The organism is Caballeronia sp. BCC1704 (assembly GCF_902833455.1).
Classification (GTDB): domain Bacteria; phylum Pseudomonadota; class Gammaproteobacteria; order Burkholderiales; family Burkholderiaceae; genus Caballeronia.
This window is the reverse complement of record NZ_CADFFT010000002.1, coordinates 1,030,511-1,053,562: the sequence shown is the minus strand read 5'-3', so window position 1 is coordinate 1,053,562 and position 23,052 is coordinate 1,030,511. Positions and strand designations below refer to the sequence as shown.

General features: G+C 64.9%; 25 protein-coding genes. 11 read left to right on the top strand and 14 right to left on the bottom strand.

The genetic code is table 11. The features are described from left to right. Positions 1 to 21 precede the first annotated feature (21 nt). The 5 genes from HWX53_RS14520 (at position 22) to rhaS (ending at position 5,595) form a co-directional block, all read left to right on the top strand. Positions 22 to 912 carry an amidohydrolase family protein gene (locus HWX53_RS14520; RefSeq protein WP_175941930.1) on the top strand — a complete coding sequence of 297 codons (891 nt, stop codon included), beginning with the start codon at positions 22 to 24 and terminating at the stop codon, positions 910 to 912. A 12-nt stretch (positions 913 to 924) separates the two neighbouring features. After that, entirely contained in the window at positions 925 to 2,448 is a 1,524-nt protein-coding gene (locus HWX53_RS14515) for a sugar ABC transporter ATP-binding protein (protein ID WP_175941928.1), read from the top strand. 29 nt (positions 2,449 to 2,477) lie between these two features. Beyond that, entirely contained in the window at positions 2,478 to 3,488 is a 1,011-nt protein-coding gene (locus tag HWX53_RS14510; protein ID WP_241270009.1) for an ABC transporter permease, read from the top strand. After that, entirely contained in the window at positions 3,481 to 4,485 is a 1,005-nt protein-coding gene (locus tag HWX53_RS14505; protein WP_175941925.1) for an ABC transporter permease, read from the top strand. The genes HWX53_RS14510 and HWX53_RS14505 overlap by 8 nt, the downstream gene beginning before the upstream one ends. Positions 4,486 to 4,581: 96 nt before the next feature. Then, the gene (rhaS, locus tag HWX53_RS14500) at positions 4,582 to 5,595 is read left to right on the top strand and encodes a rhamnose ABC transporter substrate-binding protein (RefSeq protein ID WP_175941923.1); all 1,014 of its coding nucleotides are present in this window, start codon (positions 4,582 to 4,584) and stop codon (positions 5,593 to 5,595) included. Between the two features lie 54 nt (positions 5,596 to 5,649). On the opposite strand, the gene HWX53_RS14495 is transcribed toward rhaS, so the two are convergent. From HWX53_RS14495 to HWX53_RS14470, 6 genes are all read right to left on the bottom strand, one after another. Next, positions 5,650 to 6,054 carry a helix-turn-helix domain-containing protein gene (locus HWX53_RS14495; RefSeq protein WP_175941921.1) on the bottom strand — a complete coding sequence of 135 codons (405 nt, stop codon included), beginning with the start codon at positions 6,052 to 6,054 and terminating at the stop codon, positions 5,650 to 5,652. Between the two features lie 421 nt (positions 6,055 to 6,475). Continuing rightward, positions 6,476 to 6,763: a hypothetical protein gene (locus tag HWX53_RS14490; RefSeq protein WP_244140114.1), complete on the bottom strand. Its 288-nt coding sequence runs from the start codon at positions 6,761 to 6,763 to the stop codon at positions 6,476 to 6,478. Positions 6,764 to 7,180: 417 nt separating this feature from the next. Continuing rightward, complete coding sequence (locus tag HWX53_RS14485) at positions 7,181 to 7,426, bottom strand: hypothetical protein (protein ID WP_175941917.1); 246 nt, start codon at positions 7,424 to 7,426, stop codon at positions 7,181 to 7,183. Positions 7,427 to 7,678: 252 nt separating this feature from the next. Continuing rightward, a complete protein-coding gene (locus tag HWX53_RS14480; protein ID WP_175941915.1) occupies positions 7,679 to 8,674 on the bottom strand; it encodes a luciferase-like monooxygenase in 996 nt (331 codons plus the stop codon). A 164-nt stretch (positions 8,675 to 8,838) separates the two neighbouring features. Then, a complete protein-coding gene (locus tag HWX53_RS14475; protein ID WP_175941913.1) occupies positions 8,839 to 9,678 on the bottom strand; it encodes a PhnD/SsuA/transferrin family substrate-binding protein in 840 nt (279 codons plus the stop codon). A 210-nt stretch (positions 9,679 to 9,888) separates the two neighbouring features. Next, positions 9,889 to 10,899, bottom strand: a complete 1,011-nt coding sequence (locus tag HWX53_RS14470) for a fatty acid desaturase (RefSeq protein WP_175941911.1) — start codon at positions 10,897 to 10,899, stop codon at positions 9,889 to 9,891. Between the two features lie 252 nt (positions 10,900 to 11,151). Here HWX53_RS14470 and HWX53_RS14465 point away from each other — a divergent pair, with 252 nt between their 5' ends. Together HWX53_RS14465 and HWX53_RS14460 are read left to right on the top strand one after the other, a co-directional pair. Then, positions 11,152 to 12,195 carry a HoxN/HupN/NixA family nickel/cobalt transporter gene (locus tag HWX53_RS14465; RefSeq protein WP_175941909.1) on the top strand — a complete coding sequence of 348 codons (1,044 nt, stop codon included), beginning with the start codon at positions 11,152 to 11,154 and terminating at the stop codon, positions 12,193 to 12,195. Positions 12,196 to 12,314: 119 nt separating this feature from the next. Beyond that, positions 12,315 to 13,190 (top strand): formate/nitrite transporter family protein, encoded by an 876-nt coding sequence (locus HWX53_RS14460; RefSeq protein WP_175941908.1) that lies wholly within the window; start codon positions 12,315 to 12,317, stop codon positions 13,188 to 13,190. Positions 13,191 to 13,220: 30 nt separating this feature from the next. On the opposite strand, the gene HWX53_RS14455 is transcribed toward HWX53_RS14460, so the two are convergent. From HWX53_RS14455 to HWX53_RS14430, 6 genes are all read right to left on the bottom strand, one after another. Continuing rightward, on the bottom strand, positions 13,221 to 13,523 hold the full coding sequence (locus HWX53_RS14455) for a beta-xylosidase (RefSeq protein WP_175941906.1): 303 nt from the start codon (positions 13,521 to 13,523) through the stop codon (positions 13,221 to 13,223). A gap of 164 nt (positions 13,524 to 13,687) precedes the next feature. Next, positions 13,688 to 13,990, bottom strand: a complete 303-nt coding sequence (locus tag HWX53_RS14450; RefSeq protein WP_175941904.1) for a hypothetical protein — start codon at positions 13,988 to 13,990, stop codon at positions 13,688 to 13,690. Positions 13,991 to 14,302: 312 nt separating this feature from the next. Then, positions 14,303 to 14,593: a hypothetical protein gene (locus HWX53_RS14445; protein ID WP_175941902.1), complete on the bottom strand. Its 291-nt coding sequence runs from the start codon at positions 14,591 to 14,593 to the stop codon at positions 14,303 to 14,305. 18 nt (positions 14,594 to 14,611) lie between these two features. Continuing rightward, complete coding sequence (locus tag HWX53_RS14440; RefSeq protein WP_175941900.1) at positions 14,612 to 14,944, bottom strand: hypothetical protein; 333 nt, start codon at positions 14,942 to 14,944, stop codon at positions 14,612 to 14,614. 121 nt (positions 14,945 to 15,065) lie between these two features. After that, complete coding sequence (locus tag HWX53_RS14435) at positions 15,066 to 16,769, bottom strand: penicillin-binding protein 2 (RefSeq protein WP_175941898.1); 1,704 nt, start codon at positions 16,767 to 16,769, stop codon at positions 15,066 to 15,068. 12 nt (positions 16,770 to 16,781) lie between these two features. Then, positions 16,782 to 17,657 carry an arylamine N-acetyltransferase gene (locus tag HWX53_RS14430; protein WP_175941896.1) on the bottom strand — a complete coding sequence of 292 codons (876 nt, stop codon included), beginning with the start codon at positions 17,655 to 17,657 and terminating at the stop codon, positions 16,782 to 16,784. Positions 17,658 to 17,832: 175 nt separating this feature from the next. Here HWX53_RS14430 and zwf point away from each other — a divergent pair, with 175 nt between their 5' ends. From zwf to HWX53_RS14415, 3 genes are read left to right on the top strand one after another with little or no spacing between them, the layout of a single operon-like run. Further along, positions 17,833 to 19,389: a glucose-6-phosphate dehydrogenase gene (gene zwf / locus HWX53_RS14425; RefSeq protein WP_175941894.1), complete on the top strand. Its 1,557-nt coding sequence runs from the start codon at positions 17,833 to 17,835 to the stop codon at positions 19,387 to 19,389. 25 nt (positions 19,390 to 19,414) lie between these two features. Next, positions 19,415 to 20,239 (top strand): ROK family protein, encoded by an 825-nt coding sequence (locus HWX53_RS14420; RefSeq protein ID WP_244140113.1) that lies wholly within the window; start codon positions 19,415 to 19,417, stop codon positions 20,237 to 20,239. After that, positions 20,236 to 21,117 carry an HAD family hydrolase gene (locus tag HWX53_RS14415; RefSeq protein ID WP_175941890.1) on the top strand — a complete coding sequence of 294 codons (882 nt, stop codon included), beginning with the start codon at positions 20,236 to 20,238 and terminating at the stop codon, positions 21,115 to 21,117. The genes HWX53_RS14420 and HWX53_RS14415 overlap by 4 nt, the downstream gene beginning before the upstream one ends. 22 nt (positions 21,118 to 21,139) lie before the next feature. Here the strand turns inward: HWX53_RS14415 and infA are convergent, their stop codons facing one another. Continuing rightward, positions 21,140 to 21,409, bottom strand: a complete 270-nt coding sequence (gene infA / locus HWX53_RS14410) for a translation initiation factor IF-1 (protein ID WP_175941889.1) — start codon at positions 21,407 to 21,409, stop codon at positions 21,140 to 21,142. A gap of 221 nt (positions 21,410 to 21,630) precedes the next feature. On the opposite strand from infA, the gene HWX53_RS14405 reads away from it, so the two are divergent. Next, positions 21,631 to 21,813: a hypothetical protein gene (locus tag HWX53_RS14405; RefSeq protein ID WP_175941887.1), complete on the top strand. Its 183-nt coding sequence runs from the start codon at positions 21,631 to 21,633 to the stop codon at positions 21,811 to 21,813. 122 nt (positions 21,814 to 21,935) lie between these two features. Here the strand turns inward: HWX53_RS14405 and corA are convergent, their stop codons facing one another. Further along, positions 21,936 to 22,913 carry a magnesium/cobalt transporter CorA gene (corA, locus tag HWX53_RS14400; RefSeq protein ID WP_175941885.1) on the bottom strand — a complete coding sequence of 326 codons (978 nt, stop codon included), beginning with the start codon at positions 22,911 to 22,913 and terminating at the stop codon, positions 21,936 to 21,938. Positions 22,914 to 23,052 lie beyond the last annotated feature (139 nt).

Here is a 23,052-nt window from a genome sequence, read left to right as displayed (position 1 = left end):
CCGAGCCGCGAGGACACCATCATGCAGGTTGTCGATCCGCATATTCATCTGTGGGACCTATCCACGCATCATTACCCGTGGCTCGCCAATCCGCAGACGTCATTCGTCGGCGATGTGCGCGAGTTGCAGCACGACTATCTGCTCGCCGACTTGCTGCGTGATGCAGAAGGCATCGACGTGCTCAAGCTCGTGCATGTCGATGCGAATCACGATCCCGCCGATCCGGTGGAAGAAACGCGCTGGTTGCAAGGCATCGCGGACGGCGAAGGGCGCGGCATGCCGAACGGCATCGTCGCGGGCGCGGATCTGTCGCGCGACGACGCGCCTCGCGTGCTCGAAGCGCACGCGGCGTTCGCGAATACGCGTGGCATTCGCCAGATACTGAACGTGCATGACAACCCGCTCTACGACTACGTAGGCCGCCACTACATGCACGAGCCGCAATGGCGCAAGCATTTCGCGTTGCTGAGGCGCTTCGGTTTGTCGTTCGACTTGCAGCTTTATCCATCGCAGATGCTCGATGCCGCGCAGCTTGCGCGGGAACATGTCGACACGCAGTTCATCGTCAATCACGCGGGCATGTTCGTGGATCGGGCGTCACCGGCGGGTTACCGCGCGTGGCGTGAAGGGATGCGCGCGCTCGCGGCATGCCCGAACGTCGCGGTGAAAATCAGCGGTCTCGCGATGTTCGACCATCGATGGACCGTCGAGAGCTTCCGTCCTTATGTGCTCGAAACCATCGACACCTTCGGCAGCGAGCGCGCCATGTTCGCGTCGAACTTTCCGGTAGACCGCTTGTTCGGCTCTTACACGGCGATATGGAACGCGTATGCGCGCATCGTCGAGGACGCCAGCGCGAGCGAGAAGGAAGCATTATTCGTTCGGAATGCAGAACGTATTTACCGCATCTAGGCAGGAGTTTCGATGACACCAAGGCTTGAAATGCGGCATGCGAGCAGGTCATTCGGTCGCGTGCGCGCGCTCAGCGATGCGAGCTTGCAGCTCTTCCCCGGCGAGGTGCACGCGCTGCTCGGCGAAAACGGCGCGGGAAAGTCCACGCTCGTCAAGCTGCTCGCGGGCGTTTATCAGCCGGATTCGGGCGAGCTGCTGGTCGACGGCGTGGCGCGGCGTTTCGCGAATCCCGCCGAAGCACGCAATGCCGGCATCGCGGTCATCTATCAAGAGCCGACGCTCTTCGCGGATCTCTCCATCGCGGAGAACATCTATATGGGACGCCAGCCGCGCGACCGGCTGGGGCGTATCCGCTACGACGAAATGCATCGCGAAGTGGATGCGTTGCTTGCCTCGCTCGGCGTCAACATGCGCGCGCAACGGCTGGTGCGGGGGTTGTCCATTGCGGATCAGCAGGTCGTCGAAATCGCCAAGGCGCTGTCGCTCGATGCGAACGTGCTCATCATGGACGAGCCGACCGCCGCGCTGTCGCTGCCCGAAGTGGAGCGGCTCTTCGCGATCGTGCGCGGGCTGCGCGAGCGCAACGCGGCGGTGCTGTTCATCACGCATCGGCTCGATGAAGTCTTCGCGCTGACGCAACGCATGACGATCATGCGCGACGGCATGAAGGTTCACGATGCGCTGACCGCGGACATGACCATCGATTCGATCGTGAGCAAGATGGTGGGCCGCGATCTCGACACGTTCTACCCGAAGGCCGATGTTTGGCCGGGGGATGTGCGTCTTTCGGTGCGCAATCTGACGCGAGAAGGCATCTTCAAGAACGTGTCGTTCGATGTGCGCGCGGGCGAGATCGTCGCGCTCGCAGGTCTCGTCGGCGCGGGAAGAAGCGAGGTCGCGCGGGCGATCTTCGGCATCGATCCGGTCGACGGCGGCGAAGTCAGGGTCGGCGGCGACAAGATCGAACTCGGCAGACCGGCTGCTGCCGTGCGCGCCGGGCTCGCGCTCGTGCCCGAGGACCGGCGCGCGCAAGGACTCGCGATGGAGTTGTCCATCGCGCGCAATGCGTCATTGACCGTGCTCGGGCGATTGATGCGGCACGGTCTGATCTCGTCGCGTAGCGAAGCCTCGCTCGCCGCTGACTGGGGCAAGCGCCTTCGCCTGAAAGCCAGCGATCTGGATGCGCCCGTCGGCACGCTATCGGGTGGCAATCAGCAGAAGGTCGTGCTCGGCAAGTGGCTCGCGACGAACCCGAAGGTGCTCATCATCGACGAGCCGACGCGCGGCATCGACGTGGGCGCGAAGGCCGAGGTGTATCGCACGCTCGCGGAACTCGTGAAGGAGGGCATGGCTGTGTTGATGATATCGAGCGAACTGCCCGAAGTGCTGGGCATGGCGGACCGCGTGCTCGTGATGCACGAAGGCCGTATCAGCGCGGACATCGCCCGCGCCGATGCGAACGAGGAGCGCGTGATGAGCGCGGCGTTGGGTGCGGCATTGGGCGCGCCTGCGCATACATTGGGTCACGCGGCATGATGACACGACACTCTCCCAGCTTGCCCGCCATGCCCGCCGCGCAGGACAAGCGCGACGGCTTCGCGGCATCCATCGCGAAGAGCCGCGAGTTGACGCTCTTCGTCGTGCTGCTCGCGCTCGTCGGCGCGACGGCGGCCGTGAAGCCCGACTTCCTCAACTTGCAGAACCTGCGCGACGTATTGCTCAACGTGTCGATCATCGGCTTGCTGACGGCGGGCATGACCATCGTGATGTTGATGCGGCACATCGACCTGTCGGTGGCGTCGATCGTCGGCGTGAGCGCGTATGCGGTCGGCAGCCTGTTCGTCATGTTTCCGCATATGTCCGTGGCCGTCGCGATGCTCGCCGGAATATGCATCGGACTCCTGATCGGTGCATTGAACGGCGCGCTCGTCACGTTCGGCCGCGTGCCGTCGCTCGTTGCCACGCTTTCGACGCTATACATCGTGCGCGGCGCGGATTACGCATGGGTCCACGGCGGACAGATCAACGCGACGAGCCTGCCCGATGCGTTCGCGAGAATCGCGACCGGCTCGTTGCTCGGCGTGCCGAATCTCGTGTTGATCGCGCTCGTCGTGCTCATCGCGCTGTCCGTGTATCTGAAGCAGTACCGCGGCGGACGCGAGCATTACGCGATCGGCTCGAATCCCGAAGCGGCAAGGCTTGCAGGCATTCGCGTGGACCGTCGCGTGATGATCGGCTTCTTGCTGTCGGGCGCGATTGCGGGGCTTGCGGGCGTGCTGTGGCTCGCGCGCTTCGGCACGGTGGATGCCAGCACGGCGAAAGGCATCGAACTGCAAGTGGTCGCGGCGGCGGTTGTCGGCAGCGTAGCGATCACGGGCGGCGTGGGCACGGTGGCGGGCGCGACGCTTGGCGCGCTGGTGCTCGGCGTCATCAACATCGCGCTGGTGGTGCTGCGCGTGTCGCCCTTCTGGCAGCAGGCGATACAAGGCGCGCTGATCGTCGCGGCGATCACGCTGGACACCTTGCTCGCGCGTTCCGTCGCGCGCCGCATGATGAGGAAACGCGATCATGGCTAAACCGGATTCCGCTTTGTCCATCGCCAAACGCCGTCATTTGCAGTGGGAAGCGATGCTCGTCATCGTGCTCGTCGTCTCGCTCGTGGCGGGGCGCGTGCTCGCGCCGATGTTTCTGTCGTCGGCCAATCTCTCGAACATGCTGGCCGATTTCACCGAGATCGCGTTGATCGCGCTGCCGATGACGCTCGTCATCGTGGCGGCCGAGATCGACTTGTCGGTGGCGTCGGTGCTCGGCGCATCGAGCGCGCTGATGGGCGTGCTCTGGCATATGGGATTGCCGATGCCGCTCGTCATCGCCATCGTACTCGTCGCGGGCACGCTCGCGGGGCTCTTGAACGGGCTCGTCATCGTGCGCTTCGGCTTGCCTTCGCTTGCCGTGACCATCGGCACGCTCGCGCTCTTTCGCGGCCTCGCGTACGTGTTGCTCGGCGATCAGGCCATCGCGGATTTTCCTGCGTCGTACACGGCGTTCGGCATCAATACGGTCGGCGATACGTTCCTGCCGATGCCGTTCCTGCTCGTGATCGCGGGCGCCATCGTCTTCACGGTTCTATTGCAGGCGACGCCCTTCGGACGCAGCCTCTATGCCATCGGCGCGAACCCGACAGCCGCGCAGTTTTCCGGCATCGACGTCGGCAAGACGAAGCTCAAGCTCTTCATGATGTCGGGCGGGATGTCGGCGCTCGCGGGCATTGTTTATACGCTGCGCTTCACGAGCGCGCGCGGCGACAATGGCGAAGGCTTCGAGTTGTCCGTCATCGCGGCGGTGCTGTTCGGCGGCGTGAGCATCTTCGGCGGACGCGGCTCGATGATCGGCGTGCTGCTGTCGCTCGTCATCATCGGCGTGCTGCGCAATGCGTTGACGCTCGCGGACGTATCGAGCGAAACGCTCACCATCGTGACCGGCGCGTTGCTGCTTTCGTCGGTGCTGATACCGAATCTCGTCGCGCGCTGGCGGGCAGTACGAGAGAAACGCCTGATGACGCAGACCTCATGACGCAGACCCTATGACGAACCGTTATACCCCGCGTTGACAACCCGCGCCGAAGCCTGTTTTTCAGGGGCTGCGCGCAATGACAGGAGACATCCCGACATGAAAAAGACCTATCGATTCGCACGCGGCCCGATGCTCGCGGCGGCCTTCCTGGCCGTCGCCGTGGCGTTGACCGCAAGCGCCGCCGAAGTGAAAAGCGGCCTCAAGATCGCGTTCGTGCCGAAGCAGATCAACAACCCGTATGAGGTGATCGCCGACGATGGCGGCATGGCCGCGATCAAGGAGATGAAGGGCGATGGCAAGGTCGTCGGGCCGTCGGACGCGGGGGCGTCGTCGCAAGTCAGCTATATCAACACGCTCATCACGCAGCGCCAGAACGCCATCGTAGTCGCGGCCAACGATGCCAACGCGCTCGTGCCGTACCTCAAGAAAGCGATGTCGCAGGGCATCAAGGTGGTGACATTCGATTCCGACACGGCACCCGAAGGCCGGCAGATCTTCGTGAATCAGGCCGAGTCCGAGGCCATCGGGCGCGGGCAGATTCAACTGCTCTCGAAGCTGATCGGCGGCGAAGGCGAATTCGCGATTCTTTCCGCCACGCCCAACGCGACGAATCAGAACACGTGGATCAAATGGATGCAGGAGGAGTTGAAGAAGCCCGAGTATTCGAAGATGAAGCTCGTGAAGATCGCGTACGGCAACGACGATGACCAGAAATCGTTCGTCGAAACGCAGGGCTTGTTGCAGGCGTATCCGAATCTGAAGGGCATCGTCGCGCCGACATCGGTGGGCATTGCCGCGGCGGCGCGCTATATCTCCAGTTCGCCGGCCAAGGGCAAGGTCGTCGTGACGGGCCTCGGCACGCCGAACCAGATGCGGGCGTTCATCAAGAACGGCACCGTCCAGGCGTTCCAGTTGTGGGACCCGGGCCAGTTGGGCTATCTCGCGGCGTTTGCTGCGGCGAACCTTGCGTCGGGCACGATCACAGGCAAGGAAGGCGATTCGTTCGATGCCGGCAAGCTCGGCAAGCGTACGGTGGGCAAGAGCGGCGAAGTGATTCTCGGGCCGCCGACCACGTTCGACGCGAGCAATATCGATCGTTTCAATTTCTGAAAGACGCGGCGGAGCGGCTACGCTCCGCCATTGTCATACGATAAGCAACCCTAACTATCGACGCGACTTCGACAGCCGGTGCGCGAGGCCCAGATTCGTCGCGATTTGCCAGACATACACGCGCGAGAAGCGCACGCCGAAGCGCCGCTCGATCAGCTCGCGCAGACGCGCATTGGTCCACGCGTCGCTCGGAAAGCCGTGTTTGCGCGGGGAATTCTGCAACGCGGCCGCGATCCAGTCGAGCGCTGCCCGGTCCAGCACGGACGTGCGACCGCCGACGCCCATTTTCGCAAGCGCGTCGAGCCCGCCGTCCGACACGATGGCCCGGTAGCGGCGCACTGTCTGCACCGAGAGATGCAATTCGTCCGCGACCGTCTCCACCGATGCGCCTTCCAGTAGTCTGCGCCCGGCGGTCATGCGCCGGACGACGCTCGGAAGGGTGGCGGGGCGGGACGGCATCGCGCTGGTCGCTCGGTCGCGGTCCGCGGCTCTTTGCGCCGTGCGTCAGCCGCACAGCACGGCGGCGCAGCCGCGCGCCGGTGAGGGCGCCGGGCAAGGGCGGGGCGCGTTCAGACCGGGCGCGGCGTCACGGCGTCCGTATGCGTTCATGCGTGGCTCCTTGTCGGGAGACTGCGGAACTCGATCGGGCGTGGTCAATGGCGAAAGGATGCGCGGCCACGAAAGCCAGGCCGGCTACTTGTGGGCTACCAATAAACGTTTTAAGGCGCAATGGACACGCGTCGCCGAAAATATTTTGGCTTGAATATTCGACGTGAATTGCCTATGGGCGCACGCACGCGCGTATCGACAGGTGCCGATGCTCAGTGACGGGACGGTATTTCGTCAGTGCGTGCGCGAAAGACCCAGCCTCGCAGACACATCAAACGCGATAGAACTCGATATCCTGACCCGCATGTACCGCGCGTTTCAACCATTCGGGCATGTCGCCGACGCCGTCCCACGTGTCGCCGCTCGCGTTTCGGAAAACCGGACCCGCGCCGTTCGATACCGGCACGGACGGCAATTTCGGCATCGCGCGATGCGGTTTCGGCGCGCCATTCGCCGCGTTCCCGTTGGTCCTGGTGAACGTGGGCGGTACGGGAGGCGCGGCCTGCGCTTCGGCTAATGCTTCGGCCAAAGCGGTTTCCGTAATCCCGAATTCGGCCATTCGGCTGCGCAAGTACGCAATGATGCTATCTCGCTTTCTTTCGTCCACGGCTTTCCTGATTCAGCTTTTTGATTTGCAGAAGACGAACCCATGCCCCGCGCGGACCGGGGCGGTTCGATGACTTAAATATATGTATTACCAAGCGTGGCGCAGTGTGTGCCGCTCGTCAATTGGTGTATTTACCGCGAGGCTGTTTTAATCCGCCAGACTCATTGACGCATTCGCCGAATAGAGCCGGTCCGGTCCATTCACTCGCTCGAGGATCACCGCGACGGACGCACGACAAGAGTGCGCGCGGGAAGTCACGCCGAAAACCGCGATCCGCTGAGGGGCATGCCGCGCCGCCGCGACCAGGCGGCGGCCGAAAGGCTCACTCCACTTGTATTGTATGCCGGTCTTGGCAGCGTTTAAAAAGTTTTAACGCGAATGTTGTTCTCCCGGTAATTCCGCGCCGTGCGCGCGAATCGCGGCAATGAGTTCCGCCGGCGTTATTTCATAACGGACTTCGCGATGAATGCCGGGTTTGCGTTCATCGATCTCGATCAGCAGCACGGCCTTGCCGTCAGCAGCGGGTTCGAGCTTCAACGAGCGCACTTCCTGGCCGGTGGTGTCGTCAAATTCGGTCAGGAGCGTCATGGCTCCGGTGGCTGCGCTTCTCGGCATCGACATTCTTCCTCCCGTCTTGCGACGCATTTGTTGTTGTTCCGCTGCATCGCCCAGCCGCGCGCAGCGAATGGCGTGCGCGCTCCAAAGACGAAACAGGGCGGATACGGCGGACGCGAAGCGCGGCGCCTGCGCGAGCGCGCTCCGGTATCTCATTATTGCCTGTCAAATGCGCGGGCGTCCAGCGCGCGAGATTTCCAGCCGCTTGCGCCCGCTTGCGCCCGCTTGCGCCCGCTTCCGCCGTTCCCGCCCTCAGGCGTTGGCGGCGATGGCGTCGCGGACCTGCGCCGTGATCTCGAACGAACGCAGGCGCGCCGCGTGATCGAAAATCTGTGCCGTGACGATGAGTTCGTCCGCCTGCGTCTGGTCGATGACCGAGCGCAGCCCGGCTTCTACGTCGCTGCGATCGCCGATCACCGAGCACGACAGCGAGTGCTCGACGCCCGCGCGCTCGGCCGGCGTCCACGCGATGGATTCGACGGGCGGCGGCAGTTGTCCCGGCGTGCCACGTCGAAGATTGATGAACTGCTGTTGCAGGGATGTGAACAGGAAGCGCGCTTCGTCGGCGGTGTCGGCGGCGAAGACGTTCACGCCGACCATCGCGTAAGGCTTGTCCAGCGTGGCGGACGGCCGGAATTGCGAACGATAGACGTGCAACGCGGTCATCAGATAATCCGGCGCGAAATGGGACGCGAACGCGAACGGCAGGCCGAGCGCCGCCGCCAGCTGCGCGGAAAAGAGCGACGAGCCGAGCAGCCAGGTCGGCACATGCAGTCCCGCGCCGGGCACCGCGCGCACGCGCTGGCCTTCCACGGGATCGGCGAAATAGCGCTGAAGCTCCACGACGTCGTCGGGGAACGAATCGGCGCTGCCTTGCAGGTCGCGGCGCAGCGCGCGCGCGGTCGTCTGGTCGGTGCCGGGCGCGCGCCCGAGCCCGAGGTCGATGCGGCCCGGAAACAGCGAGGCGAGCGTGCCGAACTGCTCGGCGATCACGAGCGGCGCGTGATTCGGCAGCATAATGCCGCCCGAGCCGACGCGAATGGTCTTGGTGCCTGCCGCGATGTGCGCGATCACCACCGACGTGGCCGCGCTCGCGATGCCCGTCATGTTGTGATGCTCGGCGAGCCAGTAGCGCCGGTAGCCCCAGCGTTCGGCGTGCTGCGCGAGATCGAGCGAATGGGCGAAGGCGTCGGCGGCGGTGGAGCCGAGCGGAATGGGCGAGAGGTCCAGCAGCGAGAAGGGGATCATTGCGAGTTTGGCGTGCTACAGCGTGATGGCGTGGCGGCGCGACATGCGCATGGGCAGAGCGGCCTCGACGCGGCCACGCGTTGGATATTCGATTGTGCCGAAAGTCGGCGAAGTCTGCCGAAGCGGTCGCGAGCCGAGGATTCTGAGCGGAGTCTGCGCCGACGTTAGGCCAGCACCGGATATCCGTGCTTCGCCGCTTCGCGTTCGTAGCGAAGGATCGGCGCGTAATCCGCTGGCGTGAGGCGCACGAAGCCTTTGAGCCGCAGCCGGCTGGCGAGTGCCGGGTCCTGCGCGACGGTATCGCTGAGCGCGGCGGCGAGCGCATCGACGATATCCCGCGGCACGCGCTTCGACGCAATGAACGGCAGCGCGGGCGCGCTCGCCGTCAGGCCCAGTTCGCGCACGCCGGCCGCCAGTTCCGGCCGGTGCGTGCGCACGAATGCGAGCGTCACACAGTCGATGGCGGCGATATCCGCGCTTTTATCGATCGCGACCGCATGCAGCGACGCGAGATGTCCGCCGCTCTTCGCCACGGAAGCGAAGAAGCGCGAGCCCTGCGCGAACGGCGCCACGGCATGACGGAAGAGGTTCATGCCGCTATTCGAATCGTCGTCGTTGTAGACCGCGCGCAGCCCGCGGCAGTCCGCGAGCGACGCCGCGTTCACATGCGCGCCCGCGACGAGCACGCTGCGATAGCCGCCGCTTTCGGAGCCGCTTTCGCAGCCGCTTTCGCAGCCGGGCGCATCGAAATCGGGCGTGGCGACGAGTTGTACCCGATCATCGAGCGCATGCAGCAGCGGATAACCGCACGTCTGCGACAGCAGCAGGTCGTCGCGCAGCCAGAAGCCGGTCAGGTCAGAAACCGAGTCGGCAATGCCGAGCGTATCGCCGCGGGCCTTCAGCGTGTCGGCGAGGCGGGTGTGCACGGCATCGAGCAACGCGCGCCAGTCGGCGGCGAGCGCGGGCGTGACGTTGTACATCGGCAGGGCGGCGGTCCAGTGCATCGTCGGGAAATGGCGGGGAATGTCGCATCGTAGCGGTATTCGCAGCGGCGCGTCCCGGAATAGTTGACGAATCAGGCCGGCGCAGTCTCTTGCGGTCTCAGCGCGAGTCGACGACCTCTCGCGGCAAACGTCGCGGTGACAGACGGCTTATCGTCCAACCTCCAGGCGATGCAGCGTCGAGGCCGCCGAAAGGACCGGCCGTCGCCCGCGTCACAAGCCGCCCGAAGCCGCCTCCGCGCTTTCCGCATGCCCGAACGTTCGCACTGCTGCGTCCTCGCCCGCGCCCGCGAACGGATGCACCGGCGCGACCGCGCGCGCGAACGCATACCGCCGGAACCACTCGCCGTATCCTTCCACGACGAAGCCGCCATTGCTCGCCCGATACGCGTCCCGCCGCTCGCGATAGATGGCAGCCAGCGCAAACCACGGCACGCCCGGCAGGTCGTGGTGCACCGCGTGGAAGTTGTTGTTCAGGAAAAGCACCCGCCACGGCCACGCGGCCTCGTTGATGACCGTTCGCTCACGTTCCGCGCCCGCCGCGCGATGCTCGTGGAACGATCGCACCGAAGCAAGCGCGAGCGCCGCATAGCCCACGCCTGCGAACGCGCGCCACGGCACGCCGCATCGAGTGTCGAGCCACCACGCGAGCGCCACGAGCGCGGCGAGATGCGCGACCCAGCTCGCGACGATCCGCCAGTCGCGATCGATAATCGCCTGCGCCGCTTCCCGCCACGATGCGGCGATCGCGAACCACGGCCCGATCAGCACGCGGCCCACGAACGTGTTGCGCGCGGCGATCGCGCCACGCAATACGACCCCCCCGCTCGCCCACTGTTCGGGCGTCACATAGTAGCTTTCGGGATCGTGCCCGGGCACGGTCAGATGCGCATCGTCGTGATGACGCAGATGCGACGCGCGATAGACCGCATACGGAAACCACACGGCGAGCGGCGCCAGTCCGAAGAGCATGTTGACGAGCGGCCAGCGCGTCGGGTGCCCGTGCAACAACTCGTGCTGAAGCGACATGTACCAGCACGACAGCACCGCGAGCAAGCCGAGCGCGAGCGGCATGCCGAGCGTACGCGCGCTCGTCGCGACGCCGAACCAGCCGCCGTACACCGCGACGATCACGAGCCAGGTCGGCCATTCGGTGCGCCAGCGCCACGACGCGCGCCGATCCTGGATTGCATCGCGTTGGGCGTCGTCTAGATAGCGTGGCATGGCGGGCTCTGAAAGGCGAAGGGCCATGTTAGCCGCGAGCCGCCGCAAGCCCAACGAACGAATACGCCTATGTTTTTCGCGCAGAGCGAATTGGGGCGGTTTTTTCGCGCTCTTTTTCCCGGCAAATGAATAGGATGTCGAATCAATTTACGTCTGCGACACGGCCGCGTGCCCCGCAAGCGATTATTGGCCGCCAGCCGAACCAAGGTATTCTCTGACGCTGTCCCCGGTTCTTCGCCGCCACGCGCCCCTATGACCCGATCCACCGATTCCGCCCGCTCCGCGCGTCTTTTCGCCGGACTCATCGCGTTCAACGTGCTCGCGTGGCTCTGGGCGCTCATCGCGTTTCGTCACTATCCGCTGCTCATGGGCACGTCGCTGCTCGCGTATTCGCTCGGGCTTCGCCATGCGGTCGATGCCGATCACATCGCCGCCATCGACAACGTCACGCGCAAGCTGATGCAGCACGGCGAGCGCCCGCTTTCGGTCGGCGTGTTCTTCTCGCTCGGACATTCGACCGTCGTGATGATTGCGACCGCGCTCATCGCCGCCACCGCGCTCGCCGTGCAGGCGCGCTTTGCGGCGTTCCGCGAAATCGGCGCGCTCATCGGCACGTCGGTGTCCGCGTTTTTCCTGTTCGCCATCGCCGCGATGAATCTGGTCGTGCTGCGCGGCGTGTGGCGCGCCTTCCGGCGCGCGCGCCGCGGCGACGCGCTGAACGACGACGATGCCGACCTGCTCGTCGTCGGAGGCGGCCCGCTCGCGCGCATCGCGCGGCCGCTCTTTGCGCTGATCGGCAAGAGCTGGCATATGTATCCGCTCGGCGTCCTGTTCGGCCTCGGCTTCGATACGGCGACTGAGATCGGGCTGATGGGCATTGCCGCATCGGAGGCGGCGCGCGGCATGCCGGTATGGTCGATCCTCGTGTTCCCGGTGCTGTTCGCAGCCGGCATGTCTCTGATCGATACCGCCGACAGCCTGCTGATGGTCGGCGCGTACGGCTGGGCCTTCATGAAGCCGGTGCGCAAGCTCTACTACAACCTCACGGTGACGCTGGCCTCGGTCGTGATCGCGGTGTTCGTCGGCAGCGTCGAGGCGCTCGGGCTGCTCGCGGATCGCCTGCAACTCAAGGGCGGGCTGTGGGACGTCGCCGCGCGTCTCTCGGACCACTTCGGCGCGCTCGGCTATGCGGTCATCGGCCTCTTCGCCGCATGCTGGCTGGCCTCCGCGCTGCTCTACAAGTGGCGCGGCTACGATGCCGCCGACGACGCGCTCGACTCCGGCATCGCGCGCTAACTTCGCCGTTCGCCTTCGCGCCAGCTTTCGTTTTCCTGATGCGGGCATCGTTTCTGCTGTCGATGAGCGCCTGCCGTTCATCGGTTCCGGCATCGAACGGCTCTCAGGGAGAACAGACCATGGCAGATACGCAGGACGGCTCGCGCGAGGGTTCCGCAGGCGCGGAATCACCGAATCTCGACGATGCACAACGCGAACAAGCGGCCGAGCATTCCACGCCACACGCGCTCGTCATTCACGAAATCGTGCGGGAAGAAGGCGAGGCCGCGATGGAGCGCACCTTCGCCGCGTTGATGTGGTCCGCGCTCGCCGCCGGCCTGTCGATGGGCTTCTCCTTTCTCGTGCAGTCCATACTTGAAAGCGCGGTGCCCGAGTCGCAGTGGAGCCACCTCGTCACGAGCCTCGGCTATACCATCGGCTTCGTGTTCGTCATTCTGGGGCGGCAGCAGCTTTTCACGGAAAGCACGCTGACGGCGGTGCTGCCCGTCCTCACGCGCCGCGACATGAAGACGGTCGCCAAGACCTTGCGCCTGTGGATCATCGTGCTGGTGTTCAATCTGATCGGCACGGCGATCTTCGCGGGCCTGCTGCAACTTCCCGGCGTGTTCTCGCCGGAGGTGACCGAGGCGCTCGCCAAGGTCGCGAAGGCGCCGTATGCCGGCAGCTTCGGCGTGACGTTGGCGCGGGCGTTGTTCGCGGGCTGGCTGATCGCGTTGATGGTCTGGCTGCTGCCGAGCGCGAGATCGGCGCGTCTGCTCACGATTCTGCTCGTCACGTACACGGTCGCGGTCGCGAAGCTCTCGCACGTGATCGCGGGCTCCGTCGAAGCGGCTTATGGGGTGATGTCGGGCGCGGCCAGCCTTTCCGACTACTTCCTCGTGTTCCTCCTGCCGACGCTCATCGGGAATATTCTCGGCGGCGTGTCGCTCGTGGCGATTGTGAATCACGCCGCCATCGCGCCGGAGATTAACGGCACGGCGCAGAACGCGGACTAAGCGGACTAAGCCGACGGGCGGCGCGGCGCGTTACTTGTTGTTGCCCGCGCCGGTGCCGTACAGCCCGTTGTTGAAGCCGCCGGCGCCGTTCGTCGAGTGTTCCTTGCCGACGGTCTTCCCACGCGATGCGCCCGCCGCGTCCTTCGACTGCGGCTTCTGCGTCTCATGCACGGCGACGCCGGACGGATTGGCCCGCGCGGTCGAATCGGACGTGCGGTTCTCCTGCTGATCCGAGCCTTCCGGTTTCGTGATCTGCGCGCTGGCGCACACGCTGGTTGCGGCGGCGAAGCACGCGAGCAGCGTGGCGGCGATTCGTTTGCGTGATGCGGACATGAGGTCTCCATGCAGTTCGTGAGCCAAGAGCCGAGCACGAACGATGCCTGAGAAGCGCCTCCGCCGTGCCGGCCCGAAGCTCTCGCTGCGAGCCTGCGCGCCCGCCGGCCGGACCGTGCGGGCGATGAGCGTCGCGCACGTGGCGCGAGTGGCGAAAGCGGCGGTCAGGCCGCTTTCGCCCAAAGCCTATTGGTCGACCTTTTGCGGCTGCCGCCGTCGCGCGGATGAATGTGGACGGCATCGAGTGCGGCGCGCAGCGCCTGAATGCGCTGCTTCTGCGCGGGCACGAGCGCATAGCCGCTGACGACGGCTGTGAGCCGCTCGCGCCAGTATTCGACGTTGAGCGTTCCGGACGACTGGCTCTTCATCGCGCGAAGCTGCGCCACGGCGCGTTCGATATGCTGCAACTCGACGTCCGCCATCGCCGAGGGCAGCAGGCTGCCCTTGGTCTCGCTCTTCTTCTTCATTGTTGGTCTTCCTCTCAGCCGCGCGGCGTGACGCTGTCTCGCGTCTCCCATCGCACGGGCACCCCGTTCACCCACGCGCCTTCTATTGAAACGTCGCGGGCGGCCCTTGCTCATTTTCTGAATTTGTTCGGGCGTGACCGGCAGGCGTGATCCGCAGTCTTGCTCGGCGGCTGCCAACGGTACGACCGTTGACAAAAATGTACGCAACGGAGGCCTGTTGCCTCCGTCTGTCATCGCACATTGATCAAGGGGCTGGCGCGTTTTTCGATGCTGCGCCGCGCCACGCCGAGCATGCAGAGGCGGGCGGCGAGCTTAGTCGGCGTCGTCGGAGGAAGGCTTCTCCGCGCGCTTGCCGCTGCGCCCGATCTGCGCTTCGAGCGCTTCGTCGAGCTTGCTGACCTTGCGCGGTTTCGCGGGTTCGCGTGCGTTGACGAACGCGATGAAGTCGTCCATCGGCAATGGTTCGCACAGCTTCTTCGAACCTTCGGCCGCGCGTTCGACGAGATAGAAGTAGCCGCCCGGCATGCTCACGGCCGCGTAATGCGGATTGCCGCTGCGCGTCTTGAGCCGTTCGACGGCGCTGATGGCTCGTGTCGAGCGCATGATGCTAGGCCCGTCCGCTCACGGCGCGCACTTCTTGCCCGCGCCTTCGATCCACATGTTCGACACGTGGCGCTCGCCGGGGTAGAAGCGGTAGGTGGTCTCGCCGTTGTCGTAGCGGACCTTGACGACGTTCGAGTCGCCGAATTCGAGCATGGTGCCTTGCGGAATCGCCGTCTGCTTGTAGGTGGCGTTGTGTTTCTTCGCTTCGTCGGTGATGCACTGGACGATGCTCGCAACTTCGTTATGCGTCGATGCGGCTTCGACTTCCGGCTGGCCGGCGTCTTCGTTATGAAAGCGGCCGCAAGCGGCGATGAGAAGGGGCAGCGCGAGGGCCGCGGCGAGTTTCTTCATGATCTTCCCGGTATGAGGGTGTGGATTCGAACGCTCCATTAGAGCACAGCGTCTTTACAGTTCGGCGCAGTGTCGATGGCAGCAACCTCCGCGCCCGAACGTCTAAGCGTAACCCCTCGCTTTACGCGTCCGGCGGCACGCCCAACAGCGGCAACGTCCCTCCGACGATGCCCGAGAACACCGGCCCCGCGACGGTCCCGCCGTAGTACGCGCCGCCCGATGGCTCGTCGATCATCACGGCGACGATCAGGCGCGGATCGCTCATCGGCGCCATGCCGACGAACGACGCGCGATATTTGTTCGCCGCATACGACCGCCCGATTTGCTTGCGCGCGGTGCCCGTCTTGCCGCCCACGCGATAACCTTCGACCGCGGCGGCGCGTCCGGTGCCGTCCGATCCTGTGGCCGCTTCGAGCATGTCGCGCACGGCCGCGGCCGTCGCGGGCTTAACGACCGGCGTGCCCGCGCGGCGCGTTTCGCCGTGGATGAGCGTCGCGGTATGAAAGCGCCCGTCGCCGGCATACGCCGTGTAGATCTGCGCGATCTGCAAGAGCGAGAGCGACAGGCCGTAGCCGTAGGCCATCGTCGCCTGTTCGATCGGCTTCCAGCGCTCCGGCGCGCGCAGCCGTCCCGTGGCCGCGCCGGGGAACGTCAGTTCCGGCGCCTGTCCGATGCCGTATTCGCGGTACTTGTCCCAGATGGTCCGCGCGGGGATCTTCAGCGCGAGCTGCGTCAGCGCGACGTTGCTCGACATCTGCACGGCCTCCGACACCGTGATGACGCCATGATTCGACGTGTCGTGAATCACGTTCGGCCCGATCTTCAGCGTGCCGGGGTTCGTGTCGATGCGCGTGTCCGGCCGCACGTGACCCAGGTCGATGGCGAGCGCGGCCACGAGCGGCTTGATGGTCGACCCCGGCTCGAAGGTATCCGTGAGGGCGCGGTTGCGAAGCTGCTCGCCCGTGAGACGGCGGCGGTCGTTGGGATCGAAGCTCGGGTAATTGGCGAGCGCCAGCACTTCGCCGTTCTTCGCGTCCAGCACGACGACGCTGCCCGCGCGCGCCCGATGCTTCGCGACGGCCGCCTTGAGTTGCGAATGCGCGAGTTGCTGGATGCGCCGGTCGATCGTCAAGTGGATGGTCTCGCCGTTCTGCGGCATCTCCGTTTCGCCGATCTGCGATACCACGCGCCCGAGCCGGTCGCGGATGACTTCGCGCTGCCCGGCCGAACCGGCGAGGCGCGCGTCGGCGGCAAGCTCCACGCCTTCCTGGCCGCGATCCTCGTTGTCCGTGAAGCCGACGACATGCGCCGCCGATTCGCCTTCGGGATAGAAGCGCTTGGTGTCCGGCACGAGCGTGATGCCCGCGCGACCGATCTCCGCGATGCGCTCGGCCGTCTCTGCCTCCACCTGGCGCTTGAGCAACACGAAGCTGCGATCCGTGCCGATGCGGCGGCTGAGTTCGCTCGCCGGAAAGTCGAGCAGCTTGGCGATGTCGTCGGCGCGGGCGGCGTCGAAACGCTTCGGGCTCGCCCAGACTTCGTACGTGGCGAGGCTGACCGCGAGCATCGCGCCGTTTCTGTCGACGATGCGCCCGCGCGTGGCGTCGAGCGCGAGCGTTCGCTGATAGCGCTTCTGTCCTTCGCCGATATAGAACGCGTGATCGACCACCTGCACCCACAGCGCGCGCCCGGCGAGCGCGAGGAACGCGACGGTGACGCCCGCGAGCACCAACGTCGAGCGCCACGCGGGCAGCCGTTGCGCGAGCATGGCGCTGCGATGATGCGTGCGGAATTCGCGGCCGCGCGTTTTATTGCTCTTGAACATCGGCACGATGCGTCAGGCGGGATCGGACTGGGCGAGGCGCGCGAGCGCGGCGTCGAGATCGGACGAAGCGATCGAGCCGTCCGCATCGGGCAGACGAATGCCGAGATCCTCGCTCAGCACGCGCCGAAGCGCTTCTACGCCGATCAGTTCGCGATGCGTGGTGCCGTCGCGTTCGTCGTGCAGCGACAGACGCTGGTCGAAGAGACCGTAGCGGCGCCCCGGCGCGAGCCGCGCAGCGAGCAGGTGATGCACGAAGATCGACTGCGGATACGTGGAGACGAAGTAGTTCGACATCTCATAGTCGATGTCGTATTGCGGATCGAAGTCGAAGCGGTAGATGGCCGTCCACATTCCGTCGATCAGCGCTTCCATCCGATAATTCGGCAGGCCCGCATCCCAGTCGATGCGTTGCAGCCTGAACGCGCCGTGCGGCGTGATCTGCTCCAGACCGCCTTGCAGCGCGAGCGGCGCGGAAAGCGTCATGCCGCCGAAGCCGACATCCGCGACGAAGGCGCCTTCGTCCAGCTCTACGACGAGCAGCATGTGCGAGCGCGGCGGCATGACCGACGCATCGCGGCCCCACAGCACGCGGCCCGCGTAGCTTTTCACGCGAAAACCCAGTGCTTCGAGTACGCTGCGGAAAAGCAGATTGTGTTCGTAGCAGTAACCGCCGCGCCGGTTCATGACGAGCTTGCGTTGAATCGAGGCGAGATCGATCCGTACCGGCCGGCCGAGCAGCACGTCGAGATTCTCGAACGGTATCGCCTGCGGATGCAGCAGATGCAGCGCGCGCAGCGTGTCGAGCGTGGGCGCGGGGCGGTCGCCGCCGTTAAAGCCGATGCGTGCGAAGTAGGCGGGCAGGTCGATGAGCGTGTCGGGTGAAGTCATGTCGGTGTTGGCCTCGTGCTGCGAAGTCGCGCAAGCATTCTACGACACGCGAAGCGGAAAATTACAGATAGCCTACGAACGTAACGAGGCGCCGTAAGAAGCGATGCGCGATTGAACTGTGCCGCGTCGCCGGAGGTCTTTCCATTTTCGCTCAACGGATGAGGACACCCACGTCATGCCGAATGATGCAGACAATAGCAGTCAGGCAAGTGCTTCGAAGCCGTCTTCAGCGTCGCCCGCAGCGAAGCGCCGCGCGCCTGCGTGCACGCTCGTGATCTTCGGCGCGGGCGGCGATCTCACGCGGCGGCTTCTGATGCCCGCGCTCTACAACCTGTCCGCCGACGGTCTGCTCGACGACGACATGCAGATCATCGGCGTGAATCACGGCGAGCGCGAGACGTCTGCGTGGCGCGATGAACTAACCGAGTCGCTGCGCAAGTTCGCCGCCGACAAGGCCAGCACTTTCCATACGTCGAAGTTGAACGAAGACGCGTGGAACCGCGTCGCGAACAAGCTCGAATACTTCGCGGGCGAGTTCGACGACGACGGGACCTTCGAGCGGCTCAAAGCGCGTCTCGCCGAGATGAAGAGCCGCAATGTCGTGTTCTATCTCGCGGTTAGCGCGCGGTTCTTTGCACCGATCGCAGAACATCTCGGGCGCGCCGGGCTTCTGGAGGAGCAAGACGGCGCCTTCAGGCGGCTCGTCATCGAAAAGCCGTTCGGCACCGACCTCGCTTCCGCGCAGGCGCTCAACAGCTGCATCCTCGCGTATGCGAAGGAATCGCAGATTTATCGCATCGACCATTTTCTCGGCAAGGACACCGTGCAGAGCATTCTGGCCGTGCGCTTCGCGAACGCCATGTTCGAGCCGGTCTGGCGGCGCGAATATATCGATCACGTGCAGATCACGGCGTCGGAGACCATCGGCGTGGAAGGGCGCGGCAGCTTTTACGAGCAGACCGGCGCGTTCCGCGACATGGTGCCGAACCATCTCTTCCAGCTGCTCGGCATGGTGGCGATGGAACCGCCCAATTCCTTCGACGCCGAAGCCGTGCGCGACAAGAAGGCCGAGGTCTTCGACGCGATGAAGCCGCTTTCGGCGCGCGACGTGGTGTTCGGGCAATATGAGGCCGGCGCGGCGGGACCGGGTTATCGCGAAGAGCCGGGCGTCGCGAAGGACAGCCGCACCGAAACGTATGCGGCGGCGCGCGTCTTCATCGAAAACTGGCGCTGGGCCGGCGTGCCGTTCTATCTGCGCACCGGCAAGCGGCTCACGGAGCGCCGCACGGAGATATCGGTGCAACTGAAGGCGGTTCCGTTCCGGCTGTTCCGCGACACGCCCGTCGACGAGCTGACGCCGAACGTCTATACGCTGCGTATCGACCCGGCGCACGGCACGACCTTCGACTTCAACGTCAAGGTGCCCGGTCCTGTGATGCAGGTGGGCGCGGTGCGCTCGTCGTTCGATTACGGCGACTTCTTCGCCGAGCGCGCGAACGTCGGCTATGAAACGCTGCTCTACGACTGCATGCTCGGCGACGAAACGCTGTTTCAGCGCGCCGACAGCATCGAGACGGCGTGGGCGGCGGTGGATCGCGTGCTGCACCCGGAGAGCGACCTGCCGGTGCATGGCTACGCGGCGGGCAGCGCCGGGCCGGAAGAAGCCGACCGTCTGCTCGCCGAAGACGGCCGCGCGTGGCGTCCGCTGACCGACAACCGCAAGAAGAACTGAATATTGGATAACAACGATGACCAGCGTGAGCACGGAAACCCGAACGAAGCAAAGAAAGCGCGTGAGCACCGCGAAGGGGACGGTGAAGGCTGACCGCATTCTCGCCATCGACATCGGCGGGACAGGGCTTAAGGCCGCGGTGCTGTCCGAAGACGGCGAGATGAAGAGCGAGCGCGTGCGCGTGCCGACGCCCAAGCCCGCGATGCCCGACGTGGTCGTCGATACGCTCGTCGCGCTCGTGCAGCCGATTCTCACCGAGCCGCCGACGCACATTTCGATCGGCTTTCCCGGCGTGGTGCGCGATAACGTCGTGCTGACCGCGCCGAATCTCGGCAACGAATACTGGCAGCGCGTGCCGCTTGCGGACATGATTTCCCAGCGTCTGGGCGGCATGCCGGCGCGCATGATCAACGATGCCGAAATGCAAGGACTCGCGGCTATCGAAGGTCGTGGTCTGGAGTTCGTGCTGACGCTCGGCACGGGCGCGGGCACCGCGCTCTTTCGCGACGGCGAACTGATGCCGCATCTGGAACTCGCGCATCATCCGGTGTCGAAAAGCCGAACCTACGACGAATACATTGGCAACGCCGCGCGCGAGAAAGCGGGTAACAAGCGCTGGAACCGCCGCGTCGAGAAGGTGCTCGGCATTCTCGACACGCTCGTCAATTTCGACAAGCTCTGGATCGGCGGAGGCAACGCCACGCATCTGAACTTCGAATTGCCGCCGAACGTGGCGGTCGTATCGAACGCGGCGGGGATCGAGGGCGGCGCGAAGCTGTGGCATCCGCGCTCGGTTCGCGAGACTCGCCAACTCTCCGACTTCAATCAGCGCGAAGGAGCGCCTTCATGAATGCCAATGGCCAATTCGGTTTGCACAGCATAAGCGGCGACGCCGCCGCCGCGTTCGAGGCGCTCGCGCAGGTTCAGCTCGTCGTATCGGACTGCGACGGGACGCTGCTTCACACCGACAAATCGATCAGCGAGCCCGCGAAGGACGCGGTGCGGCGTCTGCGGCAAGCGGGCGTCGAGTTCACCGTCGCGAGCAGCCGGCCGGGCGCGGGCATGCGCTATATCGTAGAGACGCTCGGCGTCGCCATGCCGTATGCGTCGTATAACGGCGGCAATCTCGTTCAGCCGGGCACGTGGGAAGTGCTCGCCGCGCACAAGCTGCCGCGCGATGCCGTGCAGACGTCGCTCGAGGCGCTCGCGTCGGCGGGCGTGGATGCGTGGGTGTTCGTCGGCGACGTGTGGTATCTGACCAATCCCGACGGCGCGTATGTGCCGCGCGAACGGCGCACGGTCGGCTATGACGGCGTGCTCGTGCAGCGTTTCGACGATGTGAATCTCGATGCCGTCGACAAGATCGTCGGTTCGACAGCGGACGCGCCGCTGCTCGAACGCGTCGAAGCGCAGTTGCAGACTCAACTCGAAGGGCGTGCGAACGCGGCGCGCTCGCAGAGCTATTACCTCGACATCACGCATCTGCTCGCCAACAAGGGCGACGCGGTGCGCGAACTGGCGAAGCGCCGGAACGTGCCGCTCGAGCGCGTGGCCGTGCTCGGCGACATGAGCAACGATATCGCGATGTTCGAGATCGCGGGGACGTCGATTGCGATGGGACAGGCGTCGGAGGCGGTGCAACGACGCGCGAGCCTCGTCTCGTCGACGAACGACGAGGACGGCTTCGCGGTGGGAATTAACGCGCTCTTGTCGGCGCGTGGGTTGTAGCGTGTAGCGTGATATGGCTGGTTTAACGGCGGCGCATCGGCGCGCGGGCTGCGCCGCCGCCGCTCGCACGTTCGTCTTTGTGACGGAAGTTGATGCGGCCCTTCGTCATGTCATACACCGACATTTCCAGCGTCACGCGGTCGCCGGCCAGAATGCGGATGTGGTTCTTGCGCATGCGGCCCGAGGCATACGCGCCGACGACGACGCCATTGTCCAGCGTCACGCGATACCGGCTGTCGGGAAGCACTTCGTCAACGATACCGTCGAGTTCGATCAGTTCTTCTTTCGCCATTTGAGCTCCTGTTCAAGTAATAGTGGGTGCCGCGCCGCTCGACGCCACGCAACGGCATTCGCGAGTGTCGGCGGGCGACGGTGCGCAGAGCGCATCGCCGCTGCAACGCGTCGGAAGCGAAGTCGGGCGTGATCCGGCGCGCTCGAACGACGAACGCGCCGCGTCTTGCTTTCAGGCTCGTGGCGAGCTTGACGGCATAGGCCGGAACGACGGAACTCGCCTTGGAGCGGCAAGCCCTGGCCGGCATGACCGGGACGGCGACGCCGGCTCCCTGCGAGGCTTCGACCGAGATTCAGGGCGATGCCGCCAGTGCCGACGTGCGGTGTGATGCGGTGAATGAGTCTGCTGTGACTTCCAAGTGCGGTCAGAAAGCCGAAAAACAAGCTACTGAGAAAAGCTACTGACCAAGCACTGAGTCTGCGTCGCGACAGAGTCCGTTTAGACAGAGGAAACCGCGCAAAAGTTCCTTGCGCGATGCCCGGCGAGTGATGCTGTGTTCTTGCGATGACTTCGCATCGAACCCGTATTATAACCAACCTGCCTTCTTGAAGCGCCAGTACAGCACGATATCGACCAGCAACATCGCGCCGATGCATGCCGGATAGCCATACGTCCAGTCCAGTTCCGGTATTCGGTGGAAGTTCATGCCGTAGATGCCGGCGATCATCGTCGGGACCGCGAAAAGGGCGGCGAACGAGCCGAGGCGCTTCGTGACTTCGCTTTCCGCCAACGCGATCAGGCCGAGGTTCACCTGAATGGCCGTCACGATCATTTCCCGGCGGCCTTCGATCGTCTTCACGATGCGCAGCAGGTGGTCGTAGACATCCCGAAAATATTCCTGCATGCCCGCGCACACGCCGGGCGGCCGCCCGCCGTAGAGCTTGCTCACGGCTTCCAGCAGCGGCGCCGTGTGATGCTGCATGAGCGTCATGCGGCGCTTGAGCGAGTACAAGTCTTCGATAATCTCGCGCGACGCAGCCGAGCCGTTGCGCTCGAAGATGCGTTCTTCCACTTCGTCGAGCGCGTTGCCGAGCGATTCCAGCACGGGGAAATAGCGATCGACGACGGCATCGAGCAGCGCGTACATCACGAACGCCGGGCCGTGCTTGAGCAGCTGCGGCTCGCGCTCGCAGCGTTTGCGCACTTCCTGGAACCCTTGCGTGGTGCGGTTGCGCACGGAGATCACGTAGTTGCGCCCGACGAACACGTTGATCTCGCCGACGAGCAGTTCGCCTTCCTCGTCGAATTCGACGGTATGGAACACCGCGAAAAGCGAATCGCCGTACTCCTCGATCTTCGGCCGCTGATGCCCGTGTTGCGCGTCCTCGACGGCCAGTTCATGCAGGCCGAACTGATGCGCCATGTGCGCGAGCTCGCCCGGGCCGGGCTCCTTCAACGCGACCCAGATGAACGAGTCGGGCAGGTCCCGGTACGTATTGATGTCGTCGATCTGTACGTCTGCGAGCTTTCGGCCGTTCTGATAAGCCGCGCAATTGACCAGCATGGGGCGCCCTTGTTATCTCGATGTAATCATCCACGCGCATTTTGCAAGATTGCACGACAGGCGCGGGCGCGCGGACCGTATCGCTGAAATCTTAGCGGATCGCGACGCGCCACGCGCCCTGTATTTGCACGCGCGCGCG